Annotated in this window: 27 protein-coding genes; 23 read left to right on the top strand and 4 right to left on the bottom strand. The window is 38.3% G+C overall.

The features are described from left to right. Window positions 1–106 precede the first annotated feature (106 nt). The 7 genes from DIZ30_RS01375 to DIZ30_RS01345 all read left to right on the top strand — a co-directional run bounded on the left by DIZ30_RS01375 (window position 107) and on the right by DIZ30_RS01345 (window position 8,203). Complete coding sequence (locus tag DIZ30_RS01375) at window positions 107–1,315, top strand: CCA tRNA nucleotidyltransferase (protein ID WP_002324657.1); 1,209 nt, start codon at window positions 107–109, stop codon at window positions 1,313–1,315. Between the two features lie 153 nt (window positions 1,316–1,468). After that, on the top strand, window positions 1,469–1,924 hold the full coding sequence (locus DIZ30_RS01370; RefSeq protein ID WP_002290187.1) for a hypothetical protein: 456 nt from the start codon (window positions 1,469–1,471) through the stop codon (window positions 1,922–1,924). Window positions 1,925–2,285: 361 nt separating this feature from the next. Further along, window positions 2,286–2,561: a hypothetical protein gene (locus DIZ30_RS01365; RefSeq protein ID WP_002290188.1), complete on the top strand. Its 276-nt coding sequence runs from the start codon at window positions 2,286–2,288 to the stop codon at window positions 2,559–2,561. Window positions 2,562–2,573: 12 nt separating this feature from the next. Beyond that, complete coding sequence (locus tag DIZ30_RS01360) at window positions 2,574–4,646, top strand: sodium:proton antiporter (protein WP_002298130.1); 2,073 nt, start codon at window positions 2,574–2,576, stop codon at window positions 4,644–4,646. 167 nt (window positions 4,647–4,813) lie between these two features. Continuing rightward, a complete protein-coding gene (locus DIZ30_RS01355) occupies window positions 4,814–6,697 on the top strand; it encodes an ABC-F family ATP-binding cassette domain-containing protein (protein WP_033581979.1) in 1,884 nt (627 codons plus the stop codon). A gap of 11 nt (window positions 6,698–6,708) precedes the next feature. After that, window positions 6,709–7,656, top strand: coding sequence for a thymidylate synthase (locus tag DIZ30_RS01350; protein WP_002298126.1), 948 nt, complete (start codon window positions 6,709–6,711; stop codon window positions 7,654–7,656). A 19-nt stretch (window positions 7,657–7,675) separates the two neighbouring features. Continuing rightward, window positions 7,676–8,203 (top strand): dihydrofolate reductase, encoded by a 528-nt coding sequence (locus tag DIZ30_RS01345; protein ID WP_002298124.1) that lies wholly within the window; start codon window positions 7,676–7,678, stop codon window positions 8,201–8,203. 62 nt (window positions 8,204–8,265) lie between these two features. On the opposite strand, the gene DIZ30_RS01340 is transcribed toward DIZ30_RS01345, so the two are convergent. Then, window positions 8,266–8,919 (bottom strand): hemolysin III family protein, encoded by a 654-nt coding sequence (locus DIZ30_RS01340; protein ID WP_002288393.1) that lies wholly within the window; start codon window positions 8,917–8,919, stop codon window positions 8,266–8,268. Between the two features lie 131 nt (window positions 8,920–9,050). On the opposite strand from DIZ30_RS01340, the gene DIZ30_RS01335 reads away from it, so the two are divergent. From DIZ30_RS01335 to lepB, 6 genes are all read left to right on the top strand, one after another. Then, window positions 9,051–9,893: a DegV family protein gene (locus DIZ30_RS01335; RefSeq protein WP_002298122.1), complete on the top strand. Its 843-nt coding sequence runs from the start codon at window positions 9,051–9,053 to the stop codon at window positions 9,891–9,893. A 157-nt stretch (window positions 9,894–10,050) separates the two neighbouring features. Next, window positions 10,051–10,947, top strand: coding sequence for an SGNH/GDSL hydrolase family protein (locus DIZ30_RS01330; RefSeq protein WP_002288395.1), 897 nt, complete (start codon window positions 10,051–10,053; stop codon window positions 10,945–10,947). A 2-nt stretch (window positions 10,948–10,949) separates the two neighbouring features. Beyond that, window positions 10,950–11,663: a YpmS family protein gene (locus DIZ30_RS01325; protein ID WP_002288396.1), complete on the top strand. Its 714-nt coding sequence runs from the start codon at window positions 10,950–10,952 to the stop codon at window positions 11,661–11,663. Between the two features lie 19 nt (window positions 11,664–11,682). Beyond that, the gene (gene msrA, locus DIZ30_RS01320) at window positions 11,683–12,201 is read left to right on the top strand and encodes a peptide-methionine (S)-S-oxide reductase MsrA (RefSeq protein ID WP_002288397.1); all 519 of its coding nucleotides are present in this window, start codon (window positions 11,683–11,685) and stop codon (window positions 12,199–12,201) included. Then, window positions 12,198–12,425 carry a YozE family protein gene (locus tag DIZ30_RS01315; RefSeq protein WP_002288398.1) on the top strand — a complete coding sequence of 76 codons (228 nt, stop codon included), beginning with the start codon at window positions 12,198–12,200 and terminating at the stop codon, window positions 12,423–12,425. Before msrA ends, DIZ30_RS01315 begins: the two co-directional genes overlap by 4 nt. A 151-nt stretch (window positions 12,426–12,576) precedes the next feature. After that, window positions 12,577–13,128, top strand: coding sequence for a signal peptidase I (gene lepB / locus DIZ30_RS01310; RefSeq protein WP_002294418.1), 552 nt, complete (start codon window positions 12,577–12,579; stop codon window positions 13,126–13,128). Window positions 13,129–13,210: 82 nt separating this feature from the next. Here the strand turns inward: lepB and DIZ30_RS01305 are convergent, their stop codons facing one another. Continuing rightward, entirely contained in the window at window positions 13,211–13,753 is a 543-nt protein-coding gene (locus DIZ30_RS01305; RefSeq protein WP_002298120.1) for a folate family ECF transporter S component, read from the bottom strand. A gap of 236 nt (window positions 13,754–13,989) precedes the next feature. Continuing rightward, on the bottom strand, window positions 13,990–14,388 hold the full coding sequence (locus DIZ30_RS01300) for a VOC family protein (RefSeq protein WP_002298119.1): 399 nt from the start codon (window positions 14,386–14,388) through the stop codon (window positions 13,990–13,992). 260 nt (window positions 14,389–14,648) lie between these two features. Here DIZ30_RS01300 and ylqF point away from each other — a divergent pair, with 260 nt between their 5' ends. The 10 genes from ylqF (at window position 14,649) to DIZ30_RS01250 (ending at window position 25,595) form a co-directional block, all read left to right on the top strand. Then, window positions 14,649–15,509: a ribosome biogenesis GTPase YlqF gene (ylqF, locus tag DIZ30_RS01295; protein WP_002296988.1), complete on the top strand. Its 861-nt coding sequence runs from the start codon at window positions 14,649–14,651 to the stop codon at window positions 15,507–15,509. Then, window positions 15,502–16,269 carry a ribonuclease HII gene (locus tag DIZ30_RS01290; RefSeq protein ID WP_002296990.1) on the top strand — a complete coding sequence of 256 codons (768 nt, stop codon included), beginning with the start codon at window positions 15,502–15,504 and terminating at the stop codon, window positions 16,267–16,269. The genes ylqF and DIZ30_RS01290 overlap by 8 nt, the downstream gene beginning before the upstream one ends. A gap of 55 nt (window positions 16,270–16,324) precedes the next feature. Further along, on the top strand, window positions 16,325–17,182 hold the full coding sequence (gene dprA / locus DIZ30_RS01285; protein ID WP_002323421.1) for a DNA-processing protein DprA: 858 nt from the start codon (window positions 16,325–16,327) through the stop codon (window positions 17,180–17,182). A 121-nt stretch (window positions 17,183–17,303) separates the two neighbouring features. Further along, the gene (topA, locus tag DIZ30_RS01280; protein WP_002298115.1) at window positions 17,304–19,382 is read left to right on the top strand and encodes a type I DNA topoisomerase; all 2,079 of its coding nucleotides are present in this window, start codon (window positions 17,304–17,306) and stop codon (window positions 19,380–19,382) included. Next, window positions 19,351–20,727 carry an FADH(2)-oxidizing methylenetetrahydrofolate--tRNA-(uracil(54)-C(5))-methyltransferase TrmFO gene (gene trmFO, locus DIZ30_RS01275; RefSeq protein WP_045135963.1) on the top strand — a complete coding sequence of 459 codons (1,377 nt, stop codon included), beginning with the start codon at window positions 19,351–19,353 and terminating at the stop codon, window positions 20,725–20,727. The genes topA and trmFO overlap by 32 nt, the downstream gene beginning before the upstream one ends. 197 nt (window positions 20,728–20,924) lie before the next feature. Continuing rightward, a complete protein-coding gene (gene xerC, locus DIZ30_RS01270; protein ID WP_002288415.1) occupies window positions 20,925–21,830 on the top strand; it encodes a tyrosine recombinase XerC in 906 nt (301 codons plus the stop codon). Between the two features lie 36 nt (window positions 21,831–21,866). Next, window positions 21,867–22,415 carry an HslVU peptidase proteolytic subunit gene (gene hslV, locus DIZ30_RS01265; RefSeq protein WP_002288419.1) on the top strand — a complete coding sequence of 183 codons (549 nt, stop codon included), beginning with the start codon at window positions 21,867–21,869 and terminating at the stop codon, window positions 22,413–22,415. Between the two features lie 13 nt (window positions 22,416–22,428). Continuing rightward, entirely contained in the window at window positions 22,429–23,829 is a 1,401-nt protein-coding gene (gene hslU, locus DIZ30_RS01260; RefSeq protein ID WP_002298110.1) for an ATP-dependent protease ATPase subunit HslU, read from the top strand. A gap of 17 nt (window positions 23,830–23,846) precedes the next feature. Then, window positions 23,847–24,638 (top strand): GTP-sensing pleiotropic transcriptional regulator CodY, encoded by a 792-nt coding sequence (codY, locus tag DIZ30_RS01255; RefSeq protein WP_109023058.1) that lies wholly within the window; start codon window positions 23,847–23,849, stop codon window positions 24,636–24,638. An 81-nt stretch (window positions 24,639–24,719) separates the two neighbouring features. Then, complete coding sequence (locus tag DIZ30_RS01250; protein ID WP_002298108.1) at window positions 24,720–25,595, top strand: aldose 1-epimerase family protein; 876 nt, start codon at window positions 24,720–24,722, stop codon at window positions 25,593–25,595. Between the two features lie 131 nt (window positions 25,596–25,726). On the opposite strand, the gene plsY is transcribed toward DIZ30_RS01250, so the two are convergent. Next, window positions 25,727–26,365 carry a glycerol-3-phosphate 1-O-acyltransferase PlsY gene (gene plsY, locus DIZ30_RS01245; protein WP_002296995.1) on the bottom strand — a complete coding sequence of 213 codons (639 nt, stop codon included), beginning with the start codon at window positions 26,363–26,365 and terminating at the stop codon, window positions 25,727–25,729. Window positions 26,366–26,373: the final 8 nt, after the last annotated feature.

Raw genomic sequence — 26,373 nt, 5'->3', positions numbered from 1 at the left:
ATGAAGTGGTCCTGGCCTTGAAGACTCTGAAACGGACTTGTCAAACAGTCACCATGCAACTGAGTCTTTATCTCAGTACAAGAAACACGCAGGAAAGGTTGGAAAAATGAAATTAAAACAATTACCTCTGGAATACCAAAAGGCAATTCCAGTTCTGAAAAAATTAGAGAATGCAGGATATGAAGCTTATTTTGTAGGTGGAAGTGTACGTGATATCTTGCTGAACCAGCCAATCCATGATGTGGATATCGCAACAAGCGCATTTCCAGAAGAAATCAAACAGCTTTTTCCAAAAACGATAGATATTGGGATCGAACATGGAACTGTGTTGGTATTAGAAAATGATGAACAATATGAGATCACCACATTTCGGACGGAATCAACTTATCAGGACTACCGCAGACCAGATCATGTCGAATTCGTTCGTTCGTTGGCAGAAGATTTGAAAAGAAGAGATTTTACGATCAATGCGTTTGCTTTGAAAGAAGATGGAGAAATCATCGATTTGTTCGATGGTCTGCAAGATTTAGAAGAACAGATCTTGCGAGCTGTAGGCAATCCTCATGAGCGGTTCCATGAAGATGCCTTACGAATGATGCGCGGGTTGCGTTTTGTCAGTCAACTAGGGTTCAAATTAGAGGAAGAAACCTTCTACGCCATCAAAGAAAACCACGAGCTATTAGGTAAAATATCTGTAGAACGTATAAATGTGGAATTCATCAAGATGCTCTTGGGAAATGAACGGGCCGCGGGAATCCATGCATTTATTGAAACAGAGTGCTACATTTGCTGTCCCGGTTTGAAAGAAGAAGGCGAAGCACTTTTACGTTTTGCTGAATTACCATCCGTCCCATTGAAAGAAGAGAGCCAAGTATGGACATTATTGATCAGCCAACTGGGTCTAAAAGAAAATGAGATTCGTTCCTTTTTGAAATCGTGGAAGTGTTCTAACCAAATGATTAAAGACGTTCAAGCACTTGTCCAAGGACTACGACAACGAGAAACTGGAGCTTTGGAACCATTCGAATTGTACTTCTTAGGCAAAAAACATGCACTGCAAGTAGAAGAATTGATGATCTATTTTGACGAAACACCTCAGATGGATGCCGTAGGAGAATCCTATGATCGTTTACCTATCAAGTCATTAAGCGAATTAGCAGTAGATGGTAAAATCTTGCTAGAAGAAACTGGAAAAAAACCTGGTAAGTGGGTTAGTGAAGCTTTGCAATTAGCTGAAAAAGCCGTCGTAGAACAAAGAATAAAAAATGATAAAAAACAGGTTTTGGATTTTTTATCGAAAGAAAAATTGATTTAAAAAACACTAGACTGTATCTGCTCAGCTTTGTTGGCTACTTAAAGTGGGCAGATACGTCATTAGAAGAAAAAACATAAGATGTGACCACTTACATAAATTTGTGCTAAACTGAGGTAGTACAAGAATAAATTACATCATAAAGGAGTCTTTTTAATGAGTAAAGAAATGACAGCGCTAAAATTTTATTTTAGAAATGGAGAAACCTGGACGATCAACCGCCGTCATATCGGCGATCTTTGGATCAAACAAATCACAACAAGTTTTGGACGAATCAATGGCAGTGAATTTGTTGAAATCCATCCGTGTGCTGGATTTAAAATCGAAATCTTCCATGAAGGGGACGCAGTTGCGACACATGATATCAACCTAGGCGGACTGGAAATGGGCATGTTTAATCGCGCATTGAAATACGAAGATATCGAGCGAATGGAAATCCTTTACCGAAATGGCACACCTGATCTTGTGTACTTCCCATATCTAGATAAAGGAACAGAAGGATTAGACAATCAATATCAATCAACAAAAATCAGCGAAAAAACAGGTAACTTGTATATCGTGATCAATCCAGATCAACGTGTAGAAGATGTATACGGGGAATTTTTCGAATAAATCGATTTTTACGCAAAAATGAGGCTGTGAAAGAGATGTGTCTTATTACTACTGATAGGCTGTCTCTTCCACACCGTTTATTCAGAATAAGGGACTGTGACAAGATTTTTGTCGCAGCCCCATTTTTTTGTTGTGATAAAAGAACAAGAAAGGCAGGAATGGAAAAGTAAACATCCTTTTGTCAGAAACTTTTATCTTTCTTAAGTTTTACTTGATATCTGATACTATTTGGAATAGAATGAGGCGTTGAAAAATTTATGGAAATTTCTAACTAGCAATAAACGATGAAACAATGAAATATTTTTCATCCAAAAAGAACTTTGCTATAATGATGGAAGTTTGTGTATAGGAGATCTGGAAAATGAGAGAGAGTTTTGAACAACAAAAAAAACTGTTGCATGATCGCTATGGCGCCCTTTCGATGGATGACCGCCGTCAAATACTTTGTAAGTTGCGTAAAAGAAATATATTGATGTATCGTCAGTTGGAACGTCTGAAACATGATCTGCTTCGTTTGGAGTCAAAACGTGTACAGTGTGAATTAGAGGGTAACCAAACACAGGTTGAAGTAGTCGAAACCAAAATTTTAAAGAAAAAAGAACAATTTTTAAAAATGCTTACACAAAATAAAAAATAAAGGGGATGGACGATGGAATTTGCTGAGTTAGTTATTGTATTTGCAGTAACGATCACCTTATCGAACATAGCTAGCCGCATTTTGCCAATGATTCCAGCTCCACTGATCCAAATTTTCCTTGGAGTGGTATTAGGTCTGACAGAGTGGGGACAATCAATCGATTTTGAACCTGAATTGTTCTTAGTTATGATTATTGCACCATTGTTATTTAGAGAAGGAGAAAAAGCAGATATTTCTTCGATTCTCAAAAATTTCGGGACAATTTTGTTCTTGGCATTTGGAGGAGTCATTTTGACCCTTGTCGGGGTAGGTGCGACGTTATCATTCCTGTTGCCAAGTGTCCCACTTGCTGCCTGCTTTGCTTTTGGAGCAGCGTTAGGTCCGACAGATGCGGTAGCAGTCAGTTCTCTTTCTGGACGAGTGAATATCCCTAAAAAGGCGATGCATATTTTGGAAGGAGAAGGTCTTTTGAATGATGCATCTGGTGTTACTGCCTTCCAGTTTGCTCTTGGTGCGCTGATCACCGGATCTTTTTCAGCAGTAAACGCGGGGATGAGTCTAGTAGTTTCTAGTATTGGGGGAGCTTTGATCGGCTTTTTGCTTGTCTGGTTCAAACAAAAAATAATTCATTTGATCGAAAAAGCATCAGCACAAGATGTCACAGGGTATCTGCTGATCGAACTTTTGCTTCCTTTTCTAGCCTATGTATTGGCAGAGGCATTTGATGTATCTGGAATCATTGCTGCAGTGGCAGCAGGTATTCTCCAAGCTTCTGGTTTTAGGAAAATCTCTGTGTTTGATGCAGAATTGTCGAGCTTGTCCCACAGTACATGGACAACTATTGCTTTTACACTGAATGCATTAGTATTTATATTTTTAGGAATCGAATTGACGCAAGTGTTCTCGCCAGTATGGGGAGACGGTTTATATCCAAACGGTCTTTTATTAGCGATTATCGTATTAATCTCTGTCATGCTTTTTGTGATCAGATTCATTTCTATCAGTCTTTTTTATGTATTCAAAGATGGCAGTAAAAAGTTCAAAAAACAGTTGAACGAGATCTTGATCTTAACATTTGGCGGTGTAAAGGGAACAGTCAGTTTGGCTACGATTTTTATTTTGCCATTTTCAATCAATAATATGATGTTTTACCAGCGGTCTTTGCTTTTGTTTCTGACGGCGGGTGTCATCTTAGTGACTTTGGTCATAGGGATCATTGTCTTGCCTATGCTGACGGAAACAGAGGAAGCGAAAAGCACGGATTTGAATGCTTTGATGATTTTAGAAGAGGTCGTTGAAGTTTTGCGAAAAGAAATAAAGGAAATTGATCGTAATACAAAAGAATTTTTAGCCACTGAAGCAGTGATAGAAAATTATCAAGAACGGATACGTGATCTGTACTTGGAAGATTTAACCGATGATGAAAAGCAAGAAGTACAAGAAATACAAGCACTGATTTTGTCGATCGAACGGGATGGATTGGATGAAAGTTATCGTTCGGGCAAGCTTTCTTCTAATGGTTATCGTTTTTACTCCCGTTTTCTTTCTCGATTCGAACATTCTATCACAAGCCAGATTTTGTCTTTTATCGGCTTTTGGTTCATTGTTGTCCGTAGGTTAATGCGAATCGTTCTCCATCCGAAAATGTTTTGGCAAAGAAGACATGCTGATCGTCAGACATTTATTAGTGATGAAGATATCCAAGAAATCAGAGAGACATATCAAAAAAATACTCAGTTGATTATTGAAAGTTTAGATAACTTGACTGATATTTATGATGAAACGATGGTTCAATTTTTTATCCAGCAACGCAAACTTGAAGGAATAAAAATGAACTCGGGGAATTTGATTTCTTCGTGGATGATCCAGCAAGATAGTCTGTTTACAAAAAAAATGCTAAGAGGTTATTATCTTGAAAGAAAAATCATTGATGAATACGAAGTTGCTGAGAAAATCACGACGTTTTCTGCGAACAGCTATCGCAGGAATATCAATTTGTTAGAATCTTATACGATGAACAAACCATCTGATAACTTTTCTTTCCGATTTGCGTTTCGAGCAAAGTCAAAAAAACGAGTCCAATAAAATAAAAAGGTAAAAATTTTCAAGTTTTATAAAAAACAAAACATATCAGAACAGGATCGAATCGGTCCTGTTCTTTTTTTGAGAACACAAAAAGAACAAATACCAAAAAAATTTTCCTGAAGTTCACTATTTTTATGATACAATATCCAAGATAAGGAGGGAACATGTTGAAAGAATTAAAAGTAACTGACCTCAAAAAAACTTATGGTGAAAAAGATTTGTTTGACCAGATTTCTTTTTTGGTCCACGAAAAAGACCGTATCGGGTTGATTGGGACGAACGGGACGGGTAAAACAAGTCTCTTAAATATTATTGCCGGTATCGATAGCGGCGACGGTGATCGGCAAACAGTGTTTTATCCAACTGATTACCGTATTGGTTATCTTTCTCAAGCAGCTGAATTTTCCGATGAATTAACTGTTCTCCAAGCAGTCTTTCAAGGAAACAGCCCCTTGATCCAAACTGTTCGAGCATATGAGGAAGCATTGATCGAACTAGGGGAAAACGGAGAAGACCCTGATGTGCAAAAACGTTATGCTAAAGCAGAAGAACAAATGAATAAAGAAGATGCTTGGACTACAGATACCAACGCAAAGATTATTTTGCAAAAATTAGGAATCAGTGAATTAGATAAAAAAATCAGTACTTTATCAGGTGGTCAGAAAAAACGAGTTAGTCTGGCGCAAGTGTTGATTGATGAACCCGATTTACTATTACTAGACGAACCAACAAACCATTTAGATTATGAAGCGATCGAGTGGTTGGAAAACTATTTGAAACAATACCGTGGCGCACTATTGATGGTTACCCACGATCGTTATTTTCTAGATAGAGTAGCAAACCGAATCTTCGAACTTTCATTTGGAAAATTATACGAGTATAAAGGAAATTATGAAGCTTACGTCTTAGAAAAAGCAGAACGTGATCGTGTAGAAGTAGAACAAGAAGAAAAGCGCAAGCGGCTTTATAAACAGGAATTAGCTTGGATGAGGGCTGGCGTACAGGCACGTGGCACCAAGCAGCAAGCACGGATCAACCGTTTCGAAGATCTAAAGGAGAACTTGTACCAAGTAAACCAAGAAGATGATTTAGAGCTGAACCTAGCGACACAACGTTTAGGGAAAAAAGTACTGGAAATCAAAGATGGCAGTTACCGTATAAATGACCAAACACTGCTAGAACATTTAGATTTACTGATTCAATCTCGGGAAAGACTAGGTATTACTGGTAAAAATGGTGCGGGAAAATCGACATTGCTTAATATTCTAGCTGGCAGAATTCCCCTGGATAGCGGTACAATGTCTATCGGTGAAACGGTTCATCTTGCGTATTATACACAAGAAAATGAAGAAATGGCACCAGATAAACGGATGATTGCTTACTTACAAGAAGCTGCTGAAGAAGCAAAAACAGCAGATGGCAGTCAAATCGGAGTAGCAGAATTACTTGAACGATTTTTATTTCCAAGATTTATGCATGGGACACTGATAGGCAAACTTTCAGGCGGAGAAAAACGCCGGTTATTTTTGTTGAAACTGCTGATCCAGCAACCTAATGTTTTATTATTGGATGAACCGACCAATGATTTGGACATAGCAACATTGACGATTTTGGAAGATTATTTTAGAAGTTTTCCAGGTGCTGTGATCACTGTTTCCCATGACCGTTATTTCTTGGACAAGGTAGCAGATAAGTTATTAGTATTCCAAGGAAACGGAAAACAAGAACTTTATTACGGAAACATGTCCAGTTATTTACTGAAGCAAAAAGAGACCCAGCAGCCTGCTGAAAAAGCGAAACCAAAAATACAGAGCAAGGAACCTGCTGAAAAGAAGAAATTATCTTACATGGAACAAAAAGAATGGGAAACGATTGAAGATGAGATTGCAGAACTTGAAGAAAAAATCTCATTGCTCCAAGAAGAGATGAATCATCAAGGAGATAATTTCACTCGATTACAAGAATTGCAAAACGACGTATCTGAAACAGAAGCACAACTTGAAGAAAAAATGGCACGGTGGGAATACTTGAGTGAATGGGTAGAAGATTAGGAGGAAAAAGGATGGAACAAGCGTATCTTGACTTAGGAAGAAAATTGTTGGAAGAAGGGCATCGTAAAGAAGACAGAACAGGCACAGGCACATTAAGCTTATTCGGATACCAAATGCGGTTTGATCTGCAAAAAGGGTTTCCTTTGTTAACAACGAAACGAGTACCTTTTGGATTGATCAAAAGCGAATTGCTTTGGTTTTTAAAAGGAGATACGAATATCCGCTATCTATTACAAAATAAAAACCATATTTGGGATGAATGGGCATTTGAACGCTACATCAAAAGTCCAGACTATAATGGACCAGATATGACTGATTTTGGCCATAGATGTTTGACAGATCCTGAATTCAATGAAGAATATAAAAAGCAGAGCAAGCTTTTTTGCGAGAAGATCCTAACCGATGATTCCTTTGCTGAAACATACGGCGATCTTGGACACATCTACGGCTATCAATGGCGTCACTGGGAAACAAAAGACGGTGGCTTTATCGATCAAATCAAAGAAGTGATCGAAGCAATCAAAAAGACTCCTGATTCTAGAAGATTGATCGTTTCTGCATGGAATCCGGAAGATGTTCCTAGCATGGCTTTGCCTCCTTGTCATACGATGTTTCAATTTTATGTTCAAGAGGGACGGCTAAGCTGCCAATTGTATCAACGCAGTGGGGATGTGTTTCTAGGCGTTCCGTTCAACATTGCAAGTTATGCGTTGCTGACTCACCTAATTGCACATGAAACAGGTTTAGCGGTTGGCGAATTTGTTCACACATTAGGAGACGCTCATCTTTATATCAATCATATCGAACAAATGAAAGAACAATTGAGCCGAGAAATACGCGCATTTCCGACTTTAGTTTTGAATCAGGAAAAGCAGTCAGTATTTGATTTTGAGATGGAAGATATCCAATTAGAAGGATATGACCCACATCCGGCGATCAAAGCTCCTATCGCTGTTTAGAATCAGAAAGGATGAGAAAATGTTAGCTGCAATTTGGGCACAGGATGAAAACGGATTGATTGGAAAAGAAGACCGTCTTCCTTGGCGTTTGCCAAATGATCTGAAATTCTTCAAACAAATGACAGAAGCAAATACACTAGTGATGGGACGAAAAACTTTCGAAGGGATGGGTAGCCGTCCGTTGCCGAATCGTCAGACGATTGTTTTGACGAGAGATTCTTCCTATAAAGCAGAAGGCGTGCATGTCATGCATAGTGTGGAAGACGTGCTTGCTCTGGAAAAAGAAACAGACGGTATCTTTTTCATCGCTGGAGGGTCAGCTGTTTATCAAGAATTTCTGCCATTTTGTACGATATTATACCGTACAGTCATCCATCATGTATTCGATGGAGATGCTTATTTTCCACCTGTTGACTGGTCTGATTGGTCACTGATCAATACTAGTCAAGGAGAAATAGATGAAAAAAATCGTTATCCGCATCAATTTGAAACGTATCAGCGTAATGAGAATCCTGTAAAAAGCGGGACAGGCGAATTGACGATATAAAAAAGCTATGGATAGACTAGCTGTTATTTAGAGCTGTCCCATCCATAGCTTTATTTTTTTTATTAAGTAAAGAATAAAACAGAGAAGTACATAAAACCTGCACCTAACATAACAAACAAATGCCAAACAACATGCATATAGCGGATAGAATTCAAGCTATAAAAGAATGCGCCTATCGTGTAAGAAAGCCCGCCTGCTACCATCAAAATAACACCAGTCATTCCAAGAGAGTGATAAAGAGGAACAGCAGCCACGACACAGAGCCACCCCATAAAAATATAGATGATCGTAGATACTTTTGATACTCTCTCCCGTTTATGCAACGTCAACGCTTTATATATAATGCCAAGAATCGCAAACAACCAGATTAATACAAATAAAGTCCAACCTAGCCATCCTCGGATACTCAGCAAACAAAAAGGAGTATAACTTCCTGCAATCAAAAGAAAAATCGAACTATGATCGAATACTTGGAACACCTTTTTTGCTTTTGTAAAAATCAATGAATGAAACAAAGTAGACGTTAAAAATAAAAGAATCATCATCGATCCATAGATAGCATAAGAGACAATATGGAGGGAGGAATGCAAGTGGGCACCTTTTACTAAAAGAACCACTAGTCCCGCGATACTCAATCCAGTCCCAATTCCATGGGTGACTGCATTAAACACTTCATTTAATATTTCATACGTTCGATTAAATTTCGTTTTTTCCATGAAAACGGCTCCTTTACTAGGTGTAATTAATGAAAAATCATTATTTGTCTGTTATACTAAAAATAGAAATTGTCTTACATGTAGTTTAACATGAATAAGGCATCTTGTTAAAGAAAGAGAGAGAGAAAATAATGACAAATGTAAAAATCGTAACAGATTCTTCATGTACGATGGAAAAAAATGTACGCGATGCTTTAGGCATTCGTGTCATGCCGCTATCCATCATGATCGACGGAACAGTATATCCCGATGATGACCAACTAGACGGCGAAAGATTTATGGAAATGATGGCAAAAGCAAAAAATCTGCCCAAAACAAGCCAACCACCGATTGGAGAATTTATCTCGATGTATGATGAGCTAGGAGAAGACGGCAGTGAAGTGATTTCGATCCATATGACAAAAGGCTTGAGTGGAACAGTAGAAGCAGCAAGACAAGCCAGTAATCTAACAAAAACGAAAGTAACGGTTATCGACAGTGATACCACTGACCAAGGATTATCTTTTCAGGTAATTCGAGCAGCTGAATTAGCAAAAGAAGGTAAAACAGTAGAGGAAATCCTTGAAGAAGTCAAAAAAGTACAAGACAATACAAAATTATACATCGGAATATCCACACTAGATAACTTGGTAAAAGGTGGAAGAATCAGTCGAACAACTGGTTTGCTGTCTAGTGTTTTGAACATACGCGTGGTGATGAATTTCGCCCATTCTGAATTAATCCCTGTAACTAAGGGGCGAGGAAAGAAAACGTTCGATAAATGGTTTAATAATTTGAAAAATGAACTGAAAGAATTGCCAAATGTGCGACAAATCGGTATTTCACATGCGGATGCAAAAGAATTGGCGCAAGAATTCAAAGAGGGTTTGCAAGAATTATTCCCGGACATGCATATCCCTGTACTGCATACGAATCCGGTTATCGCTACGCATACTGGTAAAGACGCGTTTGCAATCATGTATTATGTAGATTAGTCGAAAAGAGGATAAGCCCTCAGCCTGAAAGGCTTGCAGCTTATTCTCTTTTTCTTTATAAAATTAGGAAAATAATTGTTTTCTTTTTTCATAAAGACTACCTTTTTGATAAAATTTTTGATAACATTAGAACCAATCGAATACAAGAGGTGAAAAAATGAAATTAACGAAACGACATCTGATCCTCGTTTTGTTCCCATTATTAATTGCGATCATCATCTATGCAGGTTTAGCTGCTTCTATACCGAAAGCTGGCCCACTAATGAAACCAGTAACTACTGTGAGAGAAGATCCAAATAAAAAAGAAAAACTTCACTACATAGCTATCGGAGATTCGCTGACTGAAGGAGTAGGAGATCAAACCAAGCAAGGAGGATTCGTTCCCCTTGTCGCAAATGATCTAAAAGACCGTTATAATTTGACCGCGGTTGAAACAGAAAACTATGGTGTAAATGGTGAACGAAGTGACCAGATCTTAAAGCGAGTAAAAACAAAAGAAGAAATTCGAAACAATATCAAAACAGCTGATTTTATCACACTGACTGTTGGCGGTAATGATTTGATGAAAGTTATCCAAAATAATTTATTCGGGTTAACGGTCAATTCCTTTAAAAAGCCACTGAAAAACTATCAGGAAAATGTCACAGAACTATTGGAAGAATTTCGATCCCTCAATAAAACCGCACCTATTTACATTTTAGGCATCTACAATCCATTTTATTTGAACTTTCCTGAGATCACTGACATGCAGACAATTGTTAACAATTGGAACAAAGGAACAGAAACGGTGACAAAAAAAATGCCGAACTGCTACTTTATCCCAATCAATGATTTGCTTTATCAAGGATTGAATCAGGAAGTAGGTGTCACAGAAGAAGGAACAGATCAAACAACTAGCACGACAGAAAATCTAAATGGCATCAAAAATAATGTGCTCTATGAAGAAGATCATTTCCATCCAAATAATTTAGGTTATCAATTGATGGCAAATGCAGTGAGAGATCAGCTGATCGAGACACAAAACCAATGGCTAGAGAAGGAGGATGATCAATAAACATGAAAACAAGATCTGACGTATCTTCAAACAAAACAAAGAAAACAAATTACTGGAAATTCGCCTTCCTTATCCTTCTTGGGGTAGTACTTGGTTCGACCGTATTTTTAGGCAGCCGTATTTTTGCTAATCGGGAACCAGAACTCCCAGAAATACCAGCTCTTACGGAAAGACAAGGAGATCCTGTCTTAACGATCAATTCAAATAAAGAAAAAGTCAATCAAATCATCAGCTTTTTCCTTAGTGAGTATCAAAAAGATAGTGATATTGAATATAAATTTTATTTGGAAAATGAAGCACTACTCAATGGTACTTTCGAAGTACTAGGTTTTCCTATCGATTTCTATTTATATTTTGATCCGTATGTGATGGAAAACGGAAATGTCCAACTAAAAGCTAGAAGTCTTTCTATCGGAACATTGAGTTTGCCAATCAAAGATGTGATGAATATGATCAAGAGAAACTATAAATTACCAGATTGGATCGAAGTCAATACAGATGATCTGACTATCATGCTTAGGTTGGATCAATTCCGAATGCAAAACGGGATGTATATTAAAGCAGATAAAATCGACTTAGTAAATGATGACATTCGGTTTAGTCTATATTTGCCAAAAGATACCTCTGATGCTTCAAACAACTCAAATACCAACAAAACTAGCACCAGCAGTACTGAAAGCAAGACAAAAGAAAATAAAAAATCATCGGATGAGTAGTATTAGAGGGGGAATCATAATGGAACGAGCAATATTTGCAGGAGGCTGTTTCTGGTGTATGATCCAGCCTTTCGACACGCTTCCTGGTATCCATACAGTGATGTCAGGATATACTGGAGGGCATGTACCAGATCCGACTTATGAACAAGTAAAAAGCCAAACGACTGGACATACAGAAGCAGTGGAGATTATCTATGATCCAACATTGATTTCATATGAACAATTAGTAGAACTTTACTGGCAGCAAACTGATCCAACTGACGCTTTCGGACAATTCGAGGATCGCGGTGACAATTATCGCCCGGTGATCTTTTATTTGACAGAAGAACAGCGGATCATTGCTGAAAAAAGTAAGAAACAGTTAGCTGAAAGTGGACGTTTCGAACAGCCAATCGTTACAAAAATCGAACCAGCCCAACCATTTTATCTAGCAGAAGAAGACCATCAAGAGTATTATAAAAAGCATCCTGAAAATTTTAAAAGAAACCATGCACGCCGGGCTGCCTTTATCGAAGAAAATTGGAGGAACGAAGGGTGAATCGAAGCTTTTTTCATTATTTAATGACACTGCGAGGCGGTGGCACACATGATGCTTTATCTGTTTTCGCTACAGAAGCCGGTAAAGACATCCAATTTCCTAAGCACAGCTCTAGCTACGAAGAAATTTCTAATTATCTGGAACTGAATGTCGACTATTTGCCGTCCATGGATATCTTTGACGAAGCATGGGAAAAATATTTAGAAAATAATCATGACATATAAGAGATAGTTTTGTACTTTATGATCAAAAAAGTTTTTTGTCCAATAGCCTAATTGAAAGAATTATTTTTATTTCAGCTATCTAGTCGCATTTTTTTGATATTTTTCTTATAATAAAGAAAGAATGAAAAAACGAGGGATGGATTGATAGAGATTGACAAAAAAACAACGCTATATTAATCGCTTCTGGCTTGTATTCAAATACTTACTTGTTTCTGTATTCCTTGCGTTCATGTTGCGGGGATTTTTATTCATCCCGGTACCAGTGGAAGGCAATTCAATGGAAAACGTGTTGAAGCAAGGTGATATGGTTGTGATGGAAAAATTTTCGGAGATCAGACGATTTGATATTGTTGTTTTTCAATTAGCAGATGGCACGATTTATATCAAACGAGTAATCGGTCTTCCAGGAGAAAATGTCAGCTACCAAAATGATCAATTGAAGATCAATGGGAAAGTAGTTAAGGAACCTTATCTAACTAAAAACCTGAAATCAGATCATGCAAATGCATCCTATACGACGGACTTTACACTACAAGAGCTAACGGGACAATCCAAGCTTCCGGAAGATAATTATTTTGTACTTGGAGATAATCGAAGAGTTTCAAAAGATAGTCGTTCGTTTGGCACGATCAATAAAACTGATATTCTAGGTAAAGCAAGATTTGTCTATTATCCACTTGATGAAATAAAATGGATCCAGTGAGAAACAATAAAGCGTGCAATCTGTTGAGACTGCACGCTTTATTGTTTAATCCAAAATCAGTTTACTACCTTAGTACGTAAAATCAAACAGCTCGTTTAAACACTTTTCTAGCCTCTAAAGTTTTGATAAATGAATAAACAACCATTATTTGAATAGGGATTTGGATCATATTCCTGATGACTCTACCTAGAAAAATCACTTTGAAATCTGCACCAAACAAAACAGACATCAGCCAAGAATTGATAAAAAGGCTGACTGGGATCATAATCAATAATTGGGCAGCGATGACGGAAGGCAGGTTTATCTTTTTATGATATAAAAATAAGCCATTAATAAATCCACCAAGGAAAGCCGTGATAAGAAAAGCAGCTTGAAACGTTCCTGAACCAAATATCGTGAAATTTAAAGTGTTCGACAACATTTCAAGCAAACCAGCCCAGATCGGTCCATATAGATAACCCATAAGCGCCATACTTAAAAATCCGAATGTGATTTGAAAATAAGCAGGACCAATCGCTATCTTGTATAAGATGACATCAAGGGCTAATAAAAGAGCAGAGGTCGACAACAATCTTGCATTCATTTCGGGCAATCTAAAAACGTCTTTTGCAATCAAAGTGTTCAAAATATTCTCTCCTTTGTCAGTTAATAATAAAAGGATACCATAAAATCACCAATGTGTCATGACACATTGGTGATTTATATACACTGGCATCTAACAATTAAAAAAAGGGTGAGAAGACTGCTTTTATAAACTGTAAAAAAGAGATTGTACGAATGAAAAAAATAGAGGCGGAGAATACTTATCGTATCATCCGCCTTTGTTTTTTTGTTATAAAAAACGTCAGATTAGTTATCTGCTTACATCTTCATCCATACGGGTTCTAATGTATTTCCGTCTAGATCTTGGACTTCTAATGAAAACATTTCTTCTTCAGGCATTCCCATATCTACTTCGTGGAAAGTACCACCATTTTCTTTTGCAATTTGAGCAAATTTTTTTACTTCATCCGCGTTTTCAACACTAAACGAAATCAAAGCACCACTTGTTTTTTTATTATCAGCTATTTCTTTATCTTTTATAAATTTTTTATAAAAATCATGAGAGAGAAGCATTACCCAAAAAGTGTCATCCCATACCATTGAACCAGCTTCTTCAGTAGAAAATTCTTCATTTTTTTTAAAACCCAGCTTTTCATAAAAAGCAACGGAACGATTGACATCAGCAACAGGAAAATTAACAAAAACCATACTATTCATTTGTTTCGTCTCCTTTCTGTTTTGTTCGTCTATCATCTCTTATTTAGGAAACGTTGTCAAAAATTTAGATTCATATATAGAAACCAAAATAAAAATTTACATCATCAAAAAAGTGAAGATGTGATAGAATGAGGACTGGTTCACTTTCACTTAACTAATAGATGGAATTTCTTTATAATAAAAAAGTGAATTTATATTGAAAAAGAAAAAAAACAAGTAAAGCCGGGGAATATTCCGGTATGAAAGGAATGGAGAGAACAATGACCATCCAATGGTTTCCGGGACATATGGCAAAAGCCCGACGAGAAGTTTCTGAAAAAATGAAATATGTGGACATCGTATTTGAATTGGTAGACGCACGATTACCTTTATCTTCTCGTAATCCAATGCTAGATCAGATCATTCAGCAAAAACCTCGCCTTGTTTTATTGAATAAAGCGGATCTGGCAGATCCACAACAGACAAAGCTGTGGCAAGAATATTTTCGTAAACAAGGCCATCTTGCATTAGCTATCACGGCACAAGAAAGTAAAGGAATTAAAGGTCTAGTACCTGCGGCTAAAGAAGCATTGAAAGAAAAACGGGCAAGAGATGCTGCTCGGGGGATCAAGCCTCGCGCTATTCGGGCAATGGTCTTAGGTATTCCAAATGTTGGGAAATCTACGTTGATGAATCGACTAGTAGGCAAGAAAATTGCACAGACAGGAAATAAGCCTGGCGTAACAAAAGGTCAGCAGTGGCTTCGTTTAGGTAATGAGTTGGAATTGTTAGACACACCAGGGATTTTATGGCCCAAATTTGAAGATGAAGAAATCGGCAAAAAACTAGCGCTGACAGGCGCGATCAAAGATCAGCTTGTCCATTTAGATGATTTAGCGATTTACGGATTAGACTTTTTTGCCCGATATTATTCAGGAAGAATCAGCGATCGTTATGGTTTATCAATCGAGCAAGAAGAAAAATTGGCACCGGAATTACTGATGGATATTACAGCAAAACGTGGGTATAAAGAAGACTATGATCGCGGCAGCGAATTAGTCGTGCATGATATTCGCCAAGGAAAACTTGGACGATACACACTGGATCGTTGCGAAGAAATGGAGCAAAAAAGTGATGACTGAATCCATCCAAAGTATCAAAGAACGATTGAAAAGCATACAGAGAATAGATGATCCTACACTAGAATCATTAAGAAATGATCCACGCAAAGGCGTGCAGCAAGCACTGGCTTCTTTTGAACGACGATTGAAAAAGGAAGCATTAATTAAGGAAAAATATGAAGAAATGTTTTGCTTTGAAAAGCAAGGGTACGCACAAGGTCACCAATGGATTGCCGGCATTGATGAAGTAGGAAGAGGACCATTAGCTGGACCTGTCGTGGCAGCTGCAGTTATCTTGCCGAAAAATGAGATCATATTAGGGCTGAATGACTCCAAACAATTATCAGAGAAAAAGCGAGAACTTCTTTATCAACAAGTTCAAGAAAAAGCCCTGGCAATCGGGATCGGGATCGTTGATCAGCAGACAATCGATGATGTGAATATTTATGAAGCAAGTAAATTAGCGATGATCCAAGCAGTAGAAAAATTGTCCATTGTACCAAGCTATTTGTTGATCGATGCGATGACCTTGGATTTGCCTATCCAGCAGGAAAAAATAATCAAAGGGGATGCACGATCTGTGTCGATTGCTGCTGCAAGTATCATTGCTAAAGTATATCGAGACCAATTGATGAAAGAATATGACGTGCTTTATCCTGGATATGGTTTCTCGCATAATGCAGGTTATGGAACAAAGGAACACTTAGAAGGACTTGAACGACAAGGAATTACGCCAATCCATCGTAAAAGTTTTGCACCTGTAAAAAAATATTTACAATAAAAAACAGCCGCTTTTACGTATCTTATTAGAAAGAGAGACGAAAGGCGGTTTTATGATGTATCAAATAGAAGAGAATTTATTGAAACTTGCTTATGCAAAAGGAATCAGTAGTCAAGGAAAATGGGCACTTGCTAACTGGATGATGCAGTATCCTTATAAAGAAATCGGATTTGAAGACATCATTAAGATAGGTAAAATAACCACACATCGGGAGCTGTTTCGCAAAAGTTGGCAGGAAATTCACGCTAACTGGGGCAAAATCCAATCGAAACAGTCGTTTATCACTTGCTTTGATCCCAAATATCCCCCTCAGCTACTTCACTTGACCTATCCGCCAATTGTACTGTTTTATAATGGTGATCTATCTTTACTTTCTTGTAACATGTTAAGCGTTGTTGGTGGAAGACACACTTCTGCTTTAGCCAAAAAAACAGTTTATTATTTACTAAAACCAGTGGTAGAAGCTGGATATGTGATCGTCAGTGGCTGCGCGAAAGGGATAGATACATACGGTCAACAAGCAGCAATCTCTCATGGTGGACGGACAATCGCAGTCATTGGAACAGGGATAGAGCAAGTCTATCCTGCTGAAAATCGTGACTTGCAAGAGGTGATTGCAAATGATCATCTTCTTTTGAGTGAATATCCTCCTCAATCCGGCCCGAAAAAGCATCGTTTTCCAATGAGAAATCGGATTATCGCAGCTTTGTCTAAAGGAACATGTGTCTTTGAAGCCAAGAAAAAAAGCGGCTCTCTGATAACAGCACAGCAAGCATTGGATCTTGGAAGAACAGTTTTTTCTGTTCCAGGAAATATTTTAACAGAACATTCTACCGGATGTCATCATTTGATCCAAGACGGTGCAGTTTGCACGGTTTCGGGTGAAGATATCTTGGCAGAATTTAAAGAATAACACCATACTTTTCATTTGCTTTTCTTGACAAACGTTTTCTGAATGGATATGATTAGCTACGATTTGTATGAATCCTCTTTTAATAGTAGGAACACGACAATGGAAAGGAGTCCATTCAGTAATGGCGTATAAATATTTAGTGATTGTAGAATCACCTGCAAAAGCCAAGACAATTGAGAAATATCTTGGACGAAACTATAAAGTAATGGCCAGTGTTGGCCATATAAGAGATTTACCGAAAAGTAAAATGGGTATCGATTTTGAAAACAATTATGAACCCCATTATATTTCTATACGCGGAAAAGGCGATGTCATCAAAAGCCTTAAAGCCGCAGCAAAAAAAGCTCAAAAAGTTTACTTGGCAAGTGACCCGGATAGAGAAGGAGAAGCGATTGCTTGGCATTTAGCGTACCTACTTGGGTTGGATCTGAAAGAAAAAAATCGGGTGGTCTTCAATGAAATCACAAAAGACGCAGTCAAAGCAGCTTTTAAGGAACCAAGAACGATCGATGTAGATTTAGTAGATGCACAGCAAGCTCGTCGTACCTTAGACAGAATCGTTGGTTATTCGATCAGTCCTATTCTCTGGCGTAAGGTCAAGAAAGGGTTAAGTGCAGGACGTGTCCAATCTGTCGCTTTAAAAATTATTATTGACCGTGAAAAAGAGATCCGAGAATTTGTTCCAGAAGAATATTGGAGCATCGACGGTAATTTTAAAAAAGCTCGCAAGAAATTCAAAGCAAATTTCTGGGGAATCGACGGTAAGAAAAAGAAATTACCAGATGCACAAAGTGTAAAAGAAGTCACTGCTAGAATTGATGGAACAGACTTCGAAGTTAAAAAAGTAGAAAAGAAAGAGCGCAAAAGAAACCCTGCGAATCCTTTCACTACAAGTAGCCTGCAACAAGAAGCTGCCCGTAAGTTAAACTTTCGAACAAGAAAAACCATGATGGTAGCACAGCAATTATATGAAGGAATCACTTTGGGTAAACAAGGAACAGTCGGCTTGATTACATACATGCGTACTGATTCTACCCGGATTGCCGATACAGCAAAAGCAGAGGCCGCAGCATTTATTGAAGATACGTATGGAAAAGAATTTTCTAGACATGATCACCGAAAGATCAAAAATGCTCAAGGCGCACAAGATGCCCATGAAGCTGTGCGTCCAACGAGTGTGCTTCGTACACCAGATGAACTCAAACAATATTTAGATAAAGATCAATTGAAACTTTATACATTGATCTGGTCACGTTTTGTGGCTAGTCAGATGACACCAGCTATTTTAGATACAATGAAAGTGACATTAGAACAAAATGGTGTCATCTTCATTGCGAACGGTTCAAAAATCAAATTCAAAGGATTCATGCAAGTGTATGTGGAAGGTAGAGATGACGGCAAAGAAGAGAAAGAAAATATTCTTCCAGAACTTGAAGAAGGCGATATAGTCCAATCTGTTGATATTGAACCAAAACAACATTTTACTCAACCACCAGCACGTTTTAGTGAGGCTACGTTGATTCGTGCACTAGAAGAAAACGGGGTAGGGCGACCTTCCACTTATGCACCAACACTTGATACGATCCAAAGACGCTACTATGTAAAATTGACACAAAAAAGATTTGAGCCGACTGAACTAGGAGAAATTGTCAATTCACTGATCTGTGAATTCTTCCCTCAAATCGTCGATATCCATTTCACAGCAGAAATGGAAGGAGATTTGGATAAAATTGAAGAAGGCACGGAAGCGTGGGTCAAAGTGGTTGATCGTTTCTATAAACCGTTTGAAAAAGAACTGACGAATGCGGAAGAAAAAATCGAAAAAATTCAAATCAAAGATGAACCAGCAGGATTCGATTGTGATGTCTGTGGACATCCGATGGTAATAAAATTAGGGAAATATGGGAAGTTTTATGCTTGCAGTAATTTTCCTGATTGTCGGAATACGAAACCAATCGTAAAAGAAATCGGTGTGACTTGCCCAGTATGTCATGAAGGACAAGTCATTGAACGAAAATCTAAGAAAAACAGACTATTCTATGGTTGTTCCCGTTTCCCAGAATGTGAATTCACTTCTTGGGATAAACCAGTGGGCAGAAATTGTCCAAAATGTGACGGATATCTGGTCGAGAAGAAAGTCAAAGGCGGTAAACAAGTAGTCTGTGTAAATGGAGATTACGAAGAAGACATCCAAAAATAATAGAAAAGAGGTTCTTTCATTGAAAATGGTAAATGTTGTTGGAGCAGGGCTTGCCGGAAGTGAAGCTGCTTGGCAAATCGCACAAGCAGGAGTCCCTGTCCGTTTATATGAAATGCGTCCAGTCAAATCGACTGAGGCGCATCACACAAGTAATTTTGCTGAACTAGTATGTTCCAATTCATTAAGAGGAAACAGTTTGGCTAATGCAGTAGGGTTATTGAAAGAAGAAATGCGCCGATTGGATTCGGTAGTAATCACTTCGGCAGATGAAACAGCAGTGCCAGCTGGTGGTGCCTTAGCTGTTGACCGCGATTCTTTTTCTGAAACAATTACCCGAAAAGTCAAAGAGCATCCATTAGTAACAGTGATAAACGAAGAAATTACTGAAATACCGGAAGGAATCACCGTAGTAGCAACAGGACCTTTGACTTCTCATCCATTAGCAGAAAGCATCAAAGCATTCAATGGTTCAGATGGTTTTTATTTCTATGATGCAGCTGCACCAATCGTAGACAAAGCTACGATCGATATGGATAAAGTATATTTGAAGTCCCGCTATGACAAAGGAGAAGCAGCTTACTTGAACTGTCCGATGACAGAAGAGGAATTCAAAGCTTTCCATGAGGCACTAATCAATGCCGAAGTGGCAGAACTTAAATCTTTTGAGAAAGAAAAATATTTTGAAGGATGTATGCCAATTGAAGTAATGGCACAGCGAGGATTCAAAACGATGCTTTTCGGACCTATGAAACCAGTTGGATTGGAAGATCCTAAAACTGGCAAACGTCCTTATGCTGTTATCCAGCTGCGTCAAGACAATGCTGCAGCTTCTTTATACAACATCGTGGGCTTTCAGACTCACTTGAAATGGGGCGAGCAAAAACGTGTTTTCCGGATGATTCCTGGGTTAGAAAATGCTGAATTCGTTCGCTATGGTGTGATGCACCGAAACAGCTTTATGAATTCGCCAGAATTGCTGAAACCGACTTACCAATCAACGAAACGCGAAGATCTGTTCTTTGCAGGTCAGATGACTGGTGTAGAAGGCTATGTTGAAAGTGCAGCGAGCGGACTACTTGCTGGAATCAACGCCGCACGCTTAGCAAAAGAAATGGAACCAGTCGAGTTTCCACAAGAAACAGCTATTGGAAGTATGGCATACTACATTACTCATGCGGAAGGAAAACATTTCCAACCGATGAATGCCAACTATGGTCTGTTTCCTGAACTGCCAGAGCGCATTCGAGACAAAAAAGCAAGATATGAAGCAATTGCACAACGAGCTTTAAAAGCTAATGAGGCAATAAAAACAGAATTAGAAAAAACTGCAATCCCAAATGAGTAAGGAAACTCCATGAAGAGGGTGAGACGGATAGTCTCGCTCTTTTTCTTGCGTTTTTCTTAAGAATTTCTCAAACAAAATGTGAGGAATTGCGCCAATTGTGAACAAACTTAGAAATATTGGTTAAATTCTGACAATTTATTTGTCTTTTTATAAACGCTGTGCTAAATTATTCTCTGGGACAAAAGGAAGGTGAGAAAATGACAGAAGCCACGTGGGAACAAAAATTTTTGCGTTATTTGATTGTCGAAAGAGGATATTCAGAAAAAACGAAAGAAGCATATGAAGAAGACATTCTCCATTTCAAACATTTTTTGGAGGAATCTGGAGACGCTGATCTGCTGAAGGCGGAATATTTTACGGTTCGTGTCTATTTGAGTGCATTAGCTGATCATCGTCCTAGCTATAGCAGAAATTCTATCAGTCGCAAGATAGCCAGCCTACGTTCGTTTTATCAGTATCTTCTCAAAGAAGAAGTGATAAAAGAAAATCCATTTTCTTACGTTCATCTCAAAAAGAAAAATTTGAGACTGCCACGTTTTTTTTATGAAAATGAAATGCAAGCACTTTTTGACAGCGTAGCAGGAGATAGTCCTTTGGATTTGAGGAACCGCGCTTTACTGGAAGTCCTTTACGGGTCAGGCATCCGTTTAAGTGAGTGTAGCAGTTTGTCGGTATCAGACATTGATTTTGATTCAGAGGTCATGTTGATCCATGGTAAAGGGAACAAAGAGAGATATGCTCCTCTAGGTTCTTTTGCTCAAGATGCTCTGCAAGAATATTTCAGGGAAGGCCGCCAGGTATTGATGACAAAATATCACGAAGAGCATGATATCGTTTTTGTGAATCATCATGGAAAACCAATCACGCCTACTGGAATTGAATATGTCTTGAATCAAATGATCAAAAAAAGCAGTTTGGATAGTGATATCCATCCTCACATGCTGCGCCATACATTTGCTACTCATTTATTAAATAATGGGGCAGATTTGCGGACAGTCCAAGAATTGCTAGGACATGCCAATTTATCGACTACCCAGATCTATGCCCATGTAACAAAAGAAAGTTTACAAAAAAACTATCGTTCTTTCCATCCAAGAGCGTAAAAATAAGGAAAAGAACAAATTTAGGAGGAAACAAACATGGTCGAATCACCATTTCATTCAACCACTATCTGTGCCGTCGAAAAAGACGGGAAATTTGCTATGGCTGGAGATGGCCAAGTAACAATGGGTGAATCTGTTGTCATGAAAGGCACTGCAAAGAAAGTACGACGTATCTACAATGGAGAAGTTGTTGTAGGTTTCGCCGGAAGTGTTGCAGATGCGTTTACTTTAGAAGAAAAATTTGAAGGCAAACTAAACGAATATAACGGGAATCTACAACGCGCAGCTGTCGAATTAGCTCAAGAATGGCGGACACAGCAATCTATGCAAAAACTTGAAGCGATGCTGATCGTAATGAATGATAAAGAAATGCTTCTTGTTTCAGGTACAGGAGAAGTTATCACACCAGATGATGGTATCTTAGCTATCGGATCAGGAGGGAATTTTGCGTTGGCTGCAGCCCGAGCAATGAAAAACTATGCTCAAAACGACATGAGTGCGAAAGAAATTGCAGAAAATGCGTTAAATATTGCCGCAGATATCTGTATCTTTACTAATCATAATATTATCGTAGAAGAACTGTAAGAGGTGAGTAGATATGTATGAATTAAAACAAACACCAAGACAAATCGTAAGTGAATTAGATGAATATATCGTAGGACAGCACGCAGCAAAAAAATCTGTTGCCGTTGCTTTGCGTAACCGCTATCGCCGTTTGCAGTTAGATGAAAAAATGCAACAAGATATTACACCAAAAAATATGCTGATGATCGGACCTACAGGGGTCGGTAAAACAGAAATCGCACGACGTTTGGCAAAAATCGTCAATGCACCATTTGTCAAAGTCGAAGCAACAAAATTTACTGAAGTCGGTTATGTCGGAAGAGATGTAGAATCAATGGTTCGGGATTTAGTAGAAAATGCGATCCAAATCGTAGAAAAAGAGCAGTACAGCCGTGTATACACAAGTGCTAAAAAAAATGCAGAAAAACGTTTGGTAAAAATCTTGGTACCTGGTATCAAAAAAGAACAGAAACAATCCACTAATCAATTTGAACAAATGATGAATCTTTTTAATGCTAGTCAGCAAAATACCGCTGAACCGCAAGAAGAAGTGACAGAAGATATTCGAATCAATCGCCGTACAGTCTTGGAACAACTACAAAAGGGTTTACTGGATAGTCGTGAAGTAACCATTGAAGTTGAAGACCAAAAGAAACCTGCACCAATGATGAACAATGGATTGGAGCAAATGGGGATCGACCTAAATGAAACTCTAGGTGCTTTGACACCGAAGAAAAAAGTGGAACGGACGGTAACAGTCAAAGAAGCTTTAGAGTTATTGATCAAGGAAGAATCAGCAAAATTAGTCAAGGATGCTGATATCCATAGTGAGGCAATCAAATTAGCGGAAGAAAGTGGAATTATTTTTATCGATGAAATCGATAAGATCACTTCTAAATCACAGCAATCTGGAGAAGTATCCAGAGAAGGCGTCCAAAGAGACATATTGCCAATCGTCGAAGGTTCACAAGTAAATACAAAATACGGGATCATCCAAACAGATCATGTCTTATTCATTGCTTCAGGAGCGTTCCATTTATCTAAACCGAGTGATTTGATTCCAGAACTCCAAGGGCGTTTCCCAATACGGGTAGAATTAGATGATTTGACAGCTGAAGATTTTGTGAAAATTCTGACTGAACCGAATAATGCTTTAATAAAACAATATGTAGCATTGATTGGTACAGAAAATGTGTCAGTTACGTTTACAAAAGAAGCAATTGAACGGATCGCTCAAATCGCTTTCGATGTCAACCGTGACACAGATAATATCGGCGCACGCAGACTGCATACCATTTTGGAAAAACTACTAGAAGATCTATTATTTGAAGCACCAGATATGCAAATGGGAGAAATAACGATCACAGAAGCATATGTGGATGACAAACTTGGCTCAATTGCGGCAAATGAAGATTTAAGTCGCTATATTTTATAAAAAATCGGAGGACGACAATGACAGACTTGCTAACGAAAACCCGCAAGATAAACACACTTTTGCAGCAAAAGAATACTTTTGACGTGCAAGCAGATTTGCCTTACGATAAAATGGCTGTCACACTAGGTGGTATTCTTGACAGCAACACCTATATCATAGGAAGTGACGGAGTATTACTAGGTTATAATGAACGTCACGATGTGAACAATGAACGAATCAAAACAATGTTTGTTGAGAAACAATTTCCTGAATCTTATACTGATACAGTGGCACAGTTGATGAAAACTGAAGCTAATATCCCAATTACTAGTGATATTACTGCATTTCCGGTAGAGTCAAGAGAGAAATATCCATTTGGTCTGACGACTGTCGTTCCGATCTTTGGAGCTGGCGAACGTTTGGGTACGATTATCTTATCTCGTATGGAACAATCGTTTGCAGATGACGATCTAGTCTTAGCAGAATATGGAGCTACGGTTGTCGGTATGCAGATCCTTTATCAGAAGTCTCGAAGCATCGAAGCAGATGTACGGAGTGCAACGGCTGTCCAAATGGCAATCAACACATTATCTTATAGCGAATTGAAGGCTGTACAAGCTATCTTTGAAGCATTGGATGGAGATGAAGGTCGTCTGACTGCTTCTAATATTGCCGATAGTATCGGCATCACTCGTTCTGTGATCGTCAATGCTTTACGAAAATTGGAATCAGCTGGAATCATTGAATCTCGTTCGTTAGGCATGAAGGGAACTTATTTAAAAGTATTGAATTCCCGTTTTAAAGACGAGTTAGCAAAACACAGTTATTAGAAGTAAGGGGACTGGGGCAGATAGAAATGTTTGTTCCAGCCTTCCCATTTTAAAAAGTAAGTCGAAGTTGGAGGAATGGCAATGACTGTTATTATTCAAAATGACCAGCTGATCGCCGAAATCGCTGAACACGGTGCGGAATTGATCAGTCTGAAATCAAAAGAACATGGTTTAGAGTATATCTGGCAAGGTGATCCAGCGTATTGGGGCAGACATGCACCGGTTTTATTCCCTTTTGTTGGACGTTTAAAAGATGATCAGTATGTTTATCAAGGGAAAACATATCAAATGGGGCAACACGGATTTGCTCGGGATATGGATTTTGAAGTCATTGAACATGGACAAGAAATGGCTAGTTTCATCTTAAGGAGTACGCCGGAGACATTAGAAAAGTATCCATTTGATTTTGAATTAGTGATCAGCTATGAATTAGGAGGAGACGGCATCACGGTTCATTATCAAGTGGCAAATACCGGTGAAAAAGAAATGTTCTTTTCTATCGGTGGGCATCCTGCTTTCAATGTACCTCTTGAAGAAGGATTGTCATTTGAAGATTTCTATCTGGCATTTTCTCCATTGAAATCAAGATTACGCCTACCATTGAAAGGCCCATTCATCGATATGGATCAAAAGACGTTAGGTCAGACAAATACGAATCTGGCTTTGAATCGTGAACTTTTTGAGCAAGATGCCTTGGTTTTTGAAACAAGGGGTCTAAATGCGTATGCCATTCGAAGTGAAAAATCTTCCCATAGCGTAACTTTAAGCTATAAAGATATGCCTTATGTAGGGATCTGGTCTCCTTATCCAAAAGAAGCGCCTTTCGTTTGTATCGAACCGTGGTGCGGAATCGCTGACGCGGTGAACAGTAGTGGAAACTTGATGGAAAAAGTAGGGATCAATCAACTAGGTGCCCATGAAATCTTCAAGACAAAATATTCCATCACAGTGAAGTAAGAGGTTGTGACCGAGAAGTTAGCAGGGAACACCGTTTACCAAGGTGTGTAAAAAAGCTATCCTGTAAGTAATAAGGGAGTGTGACATCGATTTGTCACACTCCCGTTTTATCTCTTTGGAATGAAAAAGTATCAGGATTTTTTCTTGCTGCTATTCAAACCAAACGGGATTCGACTTTCAGTATGGTTTCTGATACGCTTGATATTGTCTTTATGCCGATAAAAGATAAAGGAAGAAACTAAAAAGGCAATGATCGTCAGTAACCAATTGGGCTTAGCCAAAATCACAGGAGCTACATAAGGAAGGACGATCGTAGATAAAGTGATCAATACTGCACTGATCATACTGCTCAAACTCACCATACTTGTACAAAATAAACTAACGATAAAGATGATACAAGAATAAACAAAAAATACAGGATTAAATCCTAAAAGCATTCCTGCACTTGTCGCAACAGCTTTTCCTCCTTTGAACCCAGCAAAAATCGGAAATGTATGGCCAAGAATGGCGCATACTCCAAACCAAAGAGGGTTAATCCCAGAAAGGTGGAAGATCATCGGCAAACAAGTAGCCAATGTACCTTTTAAAATATCCATAAGCAGGACAACAATCCCGGCTGTTTTGCCTAATACACGAAATGTATTGGTCGTTCCAGTATTACCGCTCCCGTGTTGTCGGATATCTTTTTTGAAAAACAATTTGCCAATCCAGACACCGGAAGGAATAGAACCTAAAAGATATGCTAAAATAAGTAATAAGATCAATTTCATTTTTTACC

Source organism: Enterococcus sp. H57 (genome assembly GCF_003112495.1).
GTDB lineage: Bacteria > Bacillota > Bacilli > Lactobacillales > Enterococcaceae > Enterococcus_B > Enterococcus_B faecium.
This window is presented reverse-complemented; position numbering and strand designations above follow the sequence as displayed.

What these genes read in the sequence shown, in the direction of transcription:
- DIZ30_RS01375 (WP_002324657.1), top strand. Translation starts at nt 107, where the DNA reads ATGAAATTAAAACAATTACCTCTGGAATACCAAAAGGCAATTCCAGTT.
- DIZ30_RS01370 (WP_002290187.1), top strand. Translation starts at nt 1,469, where the DNA reads ATGAGTAAAGAAATGACAGCGCTAAAATTTTATTTTAGAAATGGAGAA.
- DIZ30_RS01365 (WP_002290188.1), top strand. Translation starts at nt 2,286, where the DNA reads ATGAGAGAGAGTTTTGAACAACAAAAAAAACTGTTGCATGATCGCTAT.
- DIZ30_RS01360 (WP_002298130.1), top strand. Translation starts at nt 2,574, where the DNA reads ATGGAATTTGCTGAGTTAGTTATTGTATTTGCAGTAACGATCACCTTA.
- DIZ30_RS01350 (WP_002298126.1), top strand. Translation starts at nt 6,709, where the DNA reads ATGGAACAAGCGTATCTTGACTTAGGAAGAAAATTGTTGGAAGAAGGG.
- DIZ30_RS01345 (WP_002298124.1), top strand. Translation starts at nt 7,676, where the DNA reads ATGTTAGCTGCAATTTGGGCACAGGATGAAAACGGATTGATTGGAAAA.
- DIZ30_RS01340 (WP_002288393.1), bottom strand. Translation starts at nt 8,919, where the DNA reads ATGGAAAAAACGAAATTTAATCGAACGTATGAAATATTAAATGAAGTG.
- DIZ30_RS01335 (WP_002298122.1), top strand. Translation starts at nt 9,051, where the DNA reads ATGACAAATGTAAAAATCGTAACAGATTCTTCATGTACGATGGAAAAA.
- DIZ30_RS01330 (WP_002288395.1), top strand. Translation starts at nt 10,051, where the DNA reads ATGAAATTAACGAAACGACATCTGATCCTCGTTTTGTTCCCATTATTA.
- DIZ30_RS01325 (WP_002288396.1), top strand. Translation starts at nt 10,950, where the DNA reads ATGAAAACAAGATCTGACGTATCTTCAAACAAAACAAAGAAAACAAAT.
- msrA (WP_002288397.1), top strand. Translation starts at nt 11,683, where the DNA reads ATGGAACGAGCAATATTTGCAGGAGGCTGTTTCTGGTGTATGATCCAG.
- DIZ30_RS01300 (WP_002298119.1), bottom strand. Translation starts at nt 14,388, where the DNA reads ATGAATAGTATGGTTTTTGTTAATTTTCCTGTTGCTGATGTCAATCGT.
- ylqF (WP_002296988.1), top strand. Translation starts at nt 14,649, where the DNA reads ATGACCATCCAATGGTTTCCGGGACATATGGCAAAAGCCCGACGAGAA.
- DIZ30_RS01290 (WP_002296990.1), top strand. Translation starts at nt 15,502, where the DNA reads ATGACTGAATCCATCCAAAGTATCAAAGAACGATTGAAAAGCATACAG.
- dprA (WP_002323421.1), top strand. Translation starts at nt 16,325, where the DNA reads ATGTATCAAATAGAAGAGAATTTATTGAAACTTGCTTATGCAAAAGGA.
- topA (WP_002298115.1), top strand. Translation starts at nt 17,304, where the DNA reads ATGGCGTATAAATATTTAGTGATTGTAGAATCACCTGCAAAAGCCAAG.
- trmFO (WP_045135963.1), top strand. Translation starts at nt 19,351, where the DNA reads ATGGAGATTACGAAGAAGACATCCAAAAATAATAGAAAAGAGGTTCTT.
- xerC (WP_002288415.1), top strand. Translation starts at nt 20,925, where the DNA reads ATGACAGAAGCCACGTGGGAACAAAAATTTTTGCGTTATTTGATTGTC.
- hslV (WP_002288419.1), top strand. Translation starts at nt 21,867, where the DNA reads ATGGTCGAATCACCATTTCATTCAACCACTATCTGTGCCGTCGAAAAA.
- hslU (WP_002298110.1), top strand. Translation starts at nt 22,429, where the DNA reads ATGTATGAATTAAAACAAACACCAAGACAAATCGTAAGTGAATTAGAT.
- codY (WP_109023058.1), top strand. Translation starts at nt 23,847, where the DNA reads ATGACAGACTTGCTAACGAAAACCCGCAAGATAAACACACTTTTGCAG.
- DIZ30_RS01250 (WP_002298108.1), top strand. Translation starts at nt 24,720, where the DNA reads ATGACTGTTATTATTCAAAATGACCAGCTGATCGCCGAAATCGCTGAA.
- plsY (WP_002296995.1), bottom strand. Translation starts at nt 26,365, where the DNA reads ATGAAATTGATCTTATTACTTATTTTAGCATATCTTTTAGGTTCTATT.